The sequence below is a fragment of the Rhodococcus sp. D-6 genome (assembly GCF_040256695.1).
GTDB classification, from domain to species: domain Bacteria; phylum Actinomycetota; class Actinomycetes; order Mycobacteriales; family Mycobacteriaceae; genus Rhodococcus; species Rhodococcus pyridinivorans.
Genome location: NZ_CP132970.1, coordinates 2,843,667 through 2,853,894 on the forward strand (window position 1 = coordinate 2,843,667; position 10,228 = coordinate 2,853,894).

The 10,228-nt window shown below is 66.3% G+C and carries 3 protein-coding genes; 1 reads left to right on the forward strand and 2 read right to left on the reverse strand.

Annotation, left to right across the window (positions count from 1 at the left end; translation table 11 throughout):
• The first annotated feature begins 210 nt into the window (after positions 1-210).
• Positions 211-1,068, forward strand: coding sequence for a glycosyltransferase family 2 protein (locus RBB84_RS13395; RefSeq protein WP_080678480.1), 858 nt, complete (start codon positions 211-213; stop codon positions 1,066-1,068).
• Between the two features lie 2 nt (positions 1,069-1,070).
• On the opposite strand, the gene RBB84_RS13400 is transcribed toward RBB84_RS13395, so the two are convergent.
• Together RBB84_RS13400 and RBB84_RS13405 are read right to left on the reverse strand one after the other, a co-directional pair.
• Positions 1,071-1,832: a polysaccharide pyruvyl transferase family protein gene (locus tag RBB84_RS13400; RefSeq protein WP_157741786.1), complete on the reverse strand. Its 762-nt coding sequence runs from the start codon at positions 1,830-1,832 to the stop codon at positions 1,071-1,073.
• 676 nt (positions 1,833-2,508) lie between these two features.
• A complete protein-coding gene (locus tag RBB84_RS13405; protein ID WP_254583096.1) occupies positions 2,509-9,981 on the reverse strand; it encodes a non-ribosomal peptide synthetase in 7,473 nt (2,490 codons plus the stop codon).
• Positions 9,982-10,228: the final 247 nt, after the last annotated feature.

The window sequence follows — 10,228 nt, forward strand, 5'->3', positions numbered from 1 at the left end:
AGGCACCCCGACGTCCCTGGTCGCAAAGAAAGTTACCGGCCGAGAACAGATCCTGCAGGACCGCAGCGTCAACACGCGAATATGACCCGAAAACAGCGGATTATAGCACGGCGACGGCAGAGCCACCCTAAGGAATTCTAAAGTGACATATCTTACACTCAGCTCCACCTGTCCAGCGTGGACTCCGCTTCATGGGTAGCGTAGATCGCCATGAGCCGAGTAACCCTCTCTGTTGTAGTGCCCGCTTACAACGAGGAACGGTATATCCGGAAATGCCTGTCGACCCTCGCGCACAACCGTGAATGGATTGACGAAGTTGTGGTTGTCGACAACAATTCGACCGATCGCACGCGCGATATTGCAATGCTCTTCCGTGACCGTTTTGAGAAGTTTGCTGTCATCTCGGAACAGACACCGGGAGTGGTGCATGCCCGGAATGCGGGATTCAACGCCACTTCGGGTGACATAATAGCGCGCGTAGACGCCGATACGATCGTGGGCAATTCGTGGGCTAGGGCGATTCACGAATTCTTCCGGGAACAACCAGGGTATGCTGCAGTGACAGGACTATCATATCTATATGAGTCGCCCGTAGCCGGCTTGCAACGCACGATTTTCGATCGTTTCTCAAGGCGCTGGCGCTCAAAAGGATCGCGCCCAGTCGTTGTATTGTCTGGTGCTAATATGGCCATTCGTCGAAGCGCTTGGGAGACCGTGGAGAACAGCACGGCCGTATCTAGGGACGTCCATGAGGACGTCGATCTTTCCCTCTGCCTCTTGAAGCATGGATTTCAGCTCGGTCAAGCAGCGGATATGCTCCTTTCGGTTTCCGGACGTAGAGGAAATAGCAGTTTGAAGGATTACCTCTCATATACGAGAGCGACAAAGAGAACTTTCGTGCGCCACGGACACGACTATCTGGGTTTGCGTCTTCTACTCATCGCGAACATGCTTGTTCACGCAATTTTTCTTCCGCTGTACAAGAGTCATTCGTCAATATCACGCATCCGCGGCCTTGGTGGCGGGGCGAGAGCATTGCCCGTCGGTGATAGAGATTCTACGATGTAACATTACAGGTACGGTATTGCTCGAATCAGCCTGCTCTGAATTTCTTTCAGATTTGGAACAGCACAATATCCCCTTTTCAGGTCCTCCACAGCCTCCGGATCCCAGACGAGATCAGCATCGTACTGTGTTGCGGTCCCACCGAAGGCGGAATAGTAGTCCTCGAACTTGTACCGACCACCACCGATCCGGCCACTCAGCGCGATCCAAGCATTCGGGATGCCGAACGAATCGGCGACAATAAGGCCGTGAAGACTCGTCGAGAAGATGAACTCACATTCAGTAATGTCGGCAATGACATCGCGGGGTTCTCTGGACGGGTCGATAAGTGCGACGCGCCCCTGTTGCGCGAGGGCTCGTACAACCTCGTCTTTCTCATCCACATAATGGTAGACAAGACCAACCTTTCCAGTCACTACCGGTGAGCGGGGGTAGACTCTACTGGCAAGTAGGCCAGGGTCACCGAGGGCTACATCTCGGACCGGACGGATACGTGAGAGAGTGAGTTCTCCCCGAACCGCATAGAAATCGAAATCGGGATGATCCCAATTTCTCCCCCCCGCAGTGCCGCTAGCCATGAATCCCGAACCCCATACCTTCAGCCCACTTGGCGCACCCGCGCCCTGCACCATTTCCAGGATGGACCCGGCACCGATGAATTCACTCCGTTTGGGGTGAGCCCAAGTGCACGTAACTCCGGCGAGTCCATGGACGATTCCGGATGTGAGCTCGTCACCAAAATTCGGCCTGTCGGTAACAAGTCCCATGCGCCGCCACCAAAAAGTCCTGATGCCTTCGCGATGCGGCATAAATCGGTCCGATAACACTCTACGCATGTATGGGATCATGGTTTGCCATCGTAGCGGCAACTTGTCCCGCGGAGAACAGGAAAATACCGGACAAGCCGACGACGCATACTTGCATCACAAATGTTTCGCCATGAAGACCGCTATTCTTTTCGAGAGCGGTTGTCTTCATCACATTCGATCCTCAGCAATGAGACGAACTCAAGATCTTCCCTCCCGCCGGTGTCCCAAGTCCGTAAGCAGGCACAGATCATTCGTCACCTACTTGTCCCGAGCTCCATGGAAGCGGTATTCCGGTCCTTTCGGTTCCGGGACGATCGCGACCACGCCGGCGCGCCGCTGCGGCAACCATCCTACTCACCGGGTGCCCCGTAGGGCGGACACCGTCAACGTTAATTCCGTCGTCATCAGCCGGCCACGGACTCACCCGGGCCCGCATCGAGCTACGCTCACTCGACTTCCCACGGCGAGCACGATCTTGGCTCCGTGCCCTCATTGGGCGGGTTCCCCATCCGTGTGCGCGTCCCCGAGCGTGCTCGGCCCCCGACAAGACCTCTGTGCAACACGGAACAGCTCTCCTTCCGGCCGTGGACGCCCCGAACGAACTCGGCCGGTAAGTAAAGTTACCTTTCCGCAATCATTCCTGCAGGACCCAGGGGGAACGCAGGTCGGAAAGTTTGCCGGCGAGACCGGCGGAGAGCTCCGCACCGTCGTGCGCAGGCCCGTCCGTGACGACGACCGCCACGAGGTCCTCGGTGTCGGGCAGAGCGGCGAGTTCGTCGGCCGGAACGAAGCCGTGGGTCACCCACTCCTCGTCGACGAGGATGCCCGGGTCATGGTCGGGACCGGCGGGAACGACGACGGCACCGGTGATCGCCGCGGCCAGGACGGCGAAGACCGTCCACTGGTCGAGGCGGGAACCGGCGAGAAGGACCCGCGACTCGTAGGTCAGATCGAGGTCCTTCCGGCCGCGCCGCAGCGCCGCGACGACCGCACCGTGGGTGAGATCGAGTTCACTCGTCCGGACGGCCGTGTCGTCGGGGCCGAGGACACCGGAACGGTCGGTGTACGCGATCGAGCGGGTCGGCTGCTCGGCGACGAGGGCGAGCGTCTCCGGATCGTCGACGAACGTCCCCGCGACCGACGACCGCAGATCGTCGCTGCGTGCGAGGGTGGTCAGCACGTGGTCGGCAGTGACCGTGGGGTCGACCGTGACGGCGGCTCCCGTCTTGACGGCGGCCCACACCGCAACGATCAGGTCGGGACCGACCGGAAGGTCGACGGCGACGGTGCGACCCGGACCCGCTCCGCGGGAGATGAGGTACCGGGCCCACTGCGACGACCGGCGCTCGACGTCGACGAAGCCGAGTTCGGTGTCGCCCACCACCACGGCGGGCGCCTCGGGATCGGACTCGACCGCGATCTGCAACTCCTGGACGACGGTCCGGTCGACCGTCTCGAGAGCGGTTTCCCGCACCGGAGCGGCGACCGGGGTGGTTGCCGCCTCGCGCTCGGTCTCGGTCCGGACCTCGATGTCGCCGACCACCGAACCGGGATCCGCGGCAACGGCGTCGAGGACCGTCACGAAGCGTTGCGCGAGTGCCTGCGCCGTCGTCTCGTCGAAGAGATCGACGGCGTAGGTGAGCGCGATCCGCATGCCGTCGTCGTCGGCGAGCGGCTCCACGGTCACCTGCAGGTCGAATTTCGCGGCGAGCACCCCCGAATCGAGTGCTTCCACCGTGAGCTCGGGCAGTTCGAGCCGGGCGGGTTCGAGGTTCTGGAACGAGAGCATCGTCTGAAAGACGGGATGACGTGCCGGCGACCGGGTGGCGACGACCTCGTCGACGATGCGCTCGAACGGGATGTCGGCGTGCGCGAACGCTTCGAGATCGGCGGTGCGTGCCTGTTCGAGAATGTCGGCGAAATGCGCGCCCGGATCGACGTCCGTGCGCAGGGCGAGTGTGTTCACGAACATGCCGACGATGTCGTCGAGCACCCGCGAGCCGCGTCCCGCGACGGCGGTTCCCACGACGACGTCCCGCGAACCGCTCATCCGCGCGAGCAGCACGGCGAGCGCGGCGTGGACGACCATGAACAACGACGCACGGTTCTCGGTCGCCAGCGCCTCGAGCCGCTGCCGGGTCGACGCGTCGACCTCGGTGAAGACCGTGGCCCCGCGCAGGCTCGGTACCGCGGGGCGCGGCCGGTCCGTGGGCAGGTCGAGCAGGTCCGGTACCCCGGCCAGCTGCTGCTTCCAGTAGGCGAGCTGCCTGCCCGCCGGCGAATCGGGGTTCTCGGCGTCGCCGAAGGTCTCCTGCTGCCACGCCGCGAAGTCCGCGTACTGCACCTCGAGCGGCGGGCGGTCGGGTCGCGAACCGGACAGCCGGGCGACGTAGGCCTCCATGAGGTCGCGGGCCAACGGCACGAGCGAGGCGCCGTCGGCCGAGATGTGGTGCACCACGAGCGCGAGGACATGATCGTCGGAGACGACCGAACCTGCACTACCGCCGGCGGAGATCGAGACGAGGCGACCGCGCACGGGTGGCTCGGAGGACACGTCGAATCCCTGCGAGGCGACCTCGACCACGGCCTCGAAAGCCTCCTGCTCGGAGGCCACGCGGACCACCTCGAGCGGCGGCATCGACTCCGCATCCAGGATCTTCTGGAACGGGCCCTGCTCGTCCTGCGTGTAGACGGTGCGCAACGTCTCGTGCCGCTCGACGACGTCGCGCACCGCCGCGGTCAGCGCATCGATGTCGAGTGCGCCCCGCAGCCGGATGGCGAGCGGGATGTTGTAGGTCGCGGAGCCCGGGTCGAGCTGGTTGAGCACCCACATGCGCTGCTGCGCGAGCGAGAGGGGGATGCGATCGGGACGCGGCCGTGCGACGAGCTCCGGCACGGCCCGATCGGACCCGCCGGCGTCGACGCGCGCCGCCAGACCCGCGACGGTGGGATCCTCGAACAGTTCGCGGATGGCCAGGCTCGCTCCGGTCGCCTCGTTGATGCGCGCGACGACCCGCGTCGCGACGAGGGAGTTACCGCCGAGGTCGAAGAACGAGTCGTCGGCGCCGACGCGTTCGATGCCCAGTACCTCGCTCCAGACCTGCGCGACGATCCGTTCGGATTCGGTGGCGGGTTCGCGGAAACGATCGGCGTCGATGTCGATGCGGGGCACGGGGAGAGCGCGACGGTCGAGCTTGCCGTTCACCGTGAGCGGGAGTTCGTCGAGCACGGTCACCACATCGGGAACCATGTACCCCGTGAGGAATTCGGACGCGTGCGCGCGCACCGCGGCCGCGTCGACGGTCTCACCGGTGCGGGCGACGACGTAACCGACGAGACGTTCGCCGAGTCCGTCGTCCCGGACCATGGCGACGGCCTGTGCGACACCCGGAGCCTGCAGCAGCTGCGACTCGATCTCGCCCAGTTCGATGCGGAAGCCGCGGAGCTGGACCTGCGAGTCGCTGCGACCCGCGTATTCGAGGATGCCTTCACCGTTCCACCGCGCGATGTCGCCGGTGCGGTAGAGGCGACCTCGACCGAAGGGGTTCGCGACGAAGCGCGCGACCGTCAGGTCGGGACGTCCGAGATATCCGCGGGATAGCTGGTCGCCGGAGATGTACAGCTCGCCCGGCACGCCGGCGGGCACGGGATGCAGGCGCCGGTCGAGGACGTAGGCGTCCAGTCCGGGAAGCGACCGTCCGATCGCGCTGGCGGCACCGGCCTTCGCGAGGGCGCGGTCGATGGGCTGGTACGACACGTGCACCGTGGTCTCGGTGATGCCGTACATGTTCACCAGTTGTGGGCCGGCGGGGTGACGATCGAACCAGTCCGCGAGCCGGGCGGGGTCGAGTGCCTCACCGCCGAAGACGACGTAGCGCAGCGCGAGCGGTGCTGTGTCGGCCGCGAGAGTGCGATCGGCCTCGTCGAACTGGTAGAACGCCGACGGCGTCTGGTTGAGCACCGTGACGCCCTCGCGGCGCACGAGCTGCGCGAACAGCTCGGGTGACCGGGAGGTGAGGTAGTCGACGACGACGAGCCGGCCCCCGTACAGCAGCGGTCCCCACAGCTCCCACACCGAGAAGTCGAAGGCGTAGGAGTGGAACAGCGTCCACACGTCGTCCGGGCCGAAGCCGAAGCGGGGTTCGGCGTTGGCGAAGAGGGTCAGCACGTTCCGGTGTGTGACGGCGACGCCCTTGGGGCGGCCGGTGGAACCGGAGGTGAAGATGACATACGCGAGATCGTCCGGCTGCGGCGATGCGATCCGGTCGGCGTCGGTGAGCGGATCGGCCGAGACCGAGGCGTCGTCTTGTGCGGCGACGACATCGAGCATCTCGATTCCGCTGCCGCGCAACGCCTCCGCTCCGGGCTCGTCTCCGAGTGCATCCGAGGTGAGGATCACGCGGGGCCGTGCCTGGTCGAGGATGTACCGCACACGGTCCTGCGGGTGAGCGGTGTCGATCGGCAGGTAGGCGCCGCCGGAGAGCACGACCGCGGTGAGAGCGACCACGAGGTTCTCGGTCCGCGGCAGGGCCACCGCGACGAGAGTGCCCGGTCCGACGCCTGCGCCGACGAGCCGGCGTGCGATCCGGTTCGCGCGGGCACCGAGTTCGGCGTACGTGAGGGTCGTCTCCCCGTGAGTCACCGCGGCATTCGCGGTGTGGGTGCGGACGGCCGCGTCGAAACGCGCAGACAGCGTGGCCGGTTCGACGACCGGGACGGATTCGCCGAGCGTGTTCCACTCGGTAAGGATGCGGTCGAGCTCATCGTCGGTGACGAGCGGCACGTCGCCGACCGGGATGCGCGGATCGGTGGTGACCGCCTCGAGGATCCGCGAGAACCGTTCTGCGACAGCGGCGACGGTCTGCGGGTCGAACAGTTCGGTGGCGTAGTTGAATTCCACCACGAGACCGGAGGGATCGCCGGCGGCGTCGACGACATCCGCGACGGTGACCTGCAGGTCGAACTTGGCGACCTGCGCGTCGAAGTCGATACCGGAGACGGTCAGCTCGGGCAGTTCCAGCTGCGAGACCGGCATGTTCTGGAAGGTGAGCATCACCTGGAAGAGTGGGTGGCGCGCCTGCGAACGAGGTGGATCGAGCACCTCGACGAGCCGCTCGAACGGCACGTCGGCGTGGGTGAACGCCTCGAGGTCGGTCGTGCGCACCGAGTCGAGGAAGTCGCCGAAGGACGCTTGGGGTTCGACGGGTGTACGCAGCACCAGGGTGTTGACGAACATGCCCACCAGATCGTCGAGCGCGGCGTCGCCACGGCCGGCGACGGGAGTACCGATGGTGATGTCGTCGTTACCGCCGAGCCGGGCGAGAAGCACGGCGAGCGCGGCGTGGACGACCATGAATTCCGTTGCGCCGCTGCGGCGGGCGAGATCGGCGATCGCTGCGCGGACCCGCTCGTCGAGGGTGAGGCGGTGCGAGGCACCCCGATAGCTCGCGACGGCCGGCCGGGGACGATCGGACGGCAGCGTCGCCTCTTCGGGCAGATCCGCGAGGGTCCGCGTCCAGAGGTCCGTCTCGCGCGCCATGAGCGACTCGGGGTCGGACTCCTCGCCGAGGACCTCGCGCTGCCAGAGTGTGTAGTCCGCGTACTGCACCTCGAGCGGTGCCCATCCGGGTTCCCCGCCCGCGACACGCGCGGCGTAGGCCGTCACCACGTCGCGGGTCAGCGGCCCCATCGAGTAGCCGTCGGCGGAGATGTGGTGCACCACGACGACGAGCACGTGCTCGTCCGGGGCCACGGCGAACAGGCGCACTCGGATCGGAACCTGTTGCGTCACATCGAAGCCGGTAGTGACCGCTTCGGCGACCCGGGCCGGGACCTCGTCGGCCCCGACGGTCTCGGGACGGACCTCGACGACCGCGTCCGCGGCGGGCAGCACCTGCTGGTAGCCGACACCGTCGATCTCGGGGTAGACGGTGCGGAGCGATTCGTGACGTTCCACCACGTCGGAGACTGCTGCCTGCAGCGCATCGACGTCCAGACGTCCCGAAAGACGAATGGCCACAGGGATATTGTTCACGGCGGAATGCGGTTCGAGCCGGTTGAGGAACCACATGCGTTGCTGCGCCAACGACAACGGCACCCGATCCGGACGCTGCCGCGCCGCCAACACCACACTCCCGACCCCGGCACCGGCGGTGTCGGTGTCGAGACGGGCCGCCAACTCCTGCACCGACGACGCCTCGAACACCACCGGCACCGCCACCCGATACCCCAACCGCGCCGACAACCGCGCCACCAACCGCGTCGCCGCCAACGAATTACCACCGAGATCGACGAACGAATCGTCCAACCCGACCCGCTCGACCCCCAGAACCTGCGCGACCTCCTCGGCCACCGCGATCTCCACCGGCGTCCGCGGCGCCCGATACTCGGCCACCTCGAACACCGGCGCCGGCAACGCCGCCCGATCGACCTTCCCCACCGGCGTGAGCGGCACCTCGTCGAGCACCGTCACCGACGACGGCACCATATAACCGGGCAACACCTCCCCCACCGACGCCCGCACCTGCGCCGGATCGAGCACCGCCCCCGCCTCGGGCACCACATACGACACCAACGCCGACTCCCCCGACGCCAACGCCGCCCCCACCGTCACCGCGAAACCGACCCCCGGCACCGACGACAACACCGCATCGATCTCCCCCAGCTCGATCCGGAACCCCCGGATCTTGACCTGGAAATCACTGCGCCCCACATACTCGAACACCCCATCGCCGCCGCGACGCACCAGATCCCCCGTCCGATACATCCGGCCACCCGGGGTGAACGGATCGGCCACGAACCGCGCCGCGGTCAACCCGAACCGACCGTGATAGCCCCGCGCCACCTGCGCCCCGGCCACATACAACTCACCGACCACACCCTCGGGCACCGGACGCAACCGCTCATCGAGCACGAACGCGCCCACCCCCGCGATCGCCGACCCGATCACCACCGGCGCATCGGGCACCAGCTCCGCCGACGAGGTCGCCAGAATCGTCGTCTCCGTCGGACCATAGGCATTGAAGAACCGCCGCCGACCCGGCACCGACCACCGCCGCACCAGATCCGGGGTGAACGACTCACCCGCCACGACCACCACACGCAGATCGTCCAAGCCCGCAGGATCCATCGACCCCAACGCACCCGGCGTCATGAACACATGCGACACCGACTGCGACGCAATCACATCCGCCAGATCCGGACCACCACCGACCCCCGCCGGCGCCACCACCACCGTCGCCCCCGCCGAGAACCCCACCCCCAACTCGAGCAACGACACATCGAAACTCGGCGAACACACATGCAACACCCGCGAGGAGCCATCGACCCCGAAATGCTCACGCTCGGCCGACATCACCCCACCGATACCGGCATGCGAAACCACCACACCCTTCGGCCGCCCCGTCGACCCCGAGGTATAGATCATCCACGCCGCATCCGACAGCTCGAGCGAACGCACCCGATCCGCATACGAAACCGGACGCGACGACAACTGCCCCACCCGCGCAGCCACCGACACCTCGTCGACCGCCACCACCGGCACCGACCCCGCCGCCTCGGCCACCACCTGCGCCACCGACGACACCGTCAACGCCAACACCGCACCCGAATCGGCCACCATGAACTGCACCCGCTCGGCCGGATAACCCGGATCCACCGGCACGAACGTCGCCCCCGACTTCGCCACCGCCCACAACACCACCACCGACTCGAGCGACCGCGGCACCGCCACCACCACCGCATCCCCCGGCCCCACCCCACGACCGATCAACCACCGCGCCCACCGCGACGACACCGCATCGAGCTCCCGATACGACAACGACCGAGAACCCTCCACCACCGCCACCGCATCACCGGCCGACTCCACCGCCGACACCAACAACTGCGGCAACAACACACCCCGACGACCACGGGCGCGCTCGCCGCGCGCCGGGCGCGCAGCGCGCTCGGGGCGTGAGCCACGTTCGGGGCGGGGTGCGCGCTCGGGCCGGGGCGCGCGTTCGGGACGGGGTGCACGTTCGGGGCGCGGTGCCCGGCTGCGGGCACCGTCCTGCGTCTCGCGAGGCTGCGTCTCCGAAGGGAAATCGGACGAAGAGGATGCGTTCACCGGAGAGGCCCCGTTCGAGCTGCCATCGTGTCGTGAACGCATGAAAAAGCCCATACCCTTCGCTTTCGATCCCAACGGCCGCGTCTGCGAACCGAGCAAGCATAGTCACCCGCCGGAGACGGGCGAACTTACTCGGTAGTAACCCCATGGGGTTCATCTCTCCGACCACTCCCGACGTTACCGGCGCATCCCGCGGGGACTCGTCCGCCGAGGTGGTGGGGCCACCCGAAGCGGCCCCACCACGTCG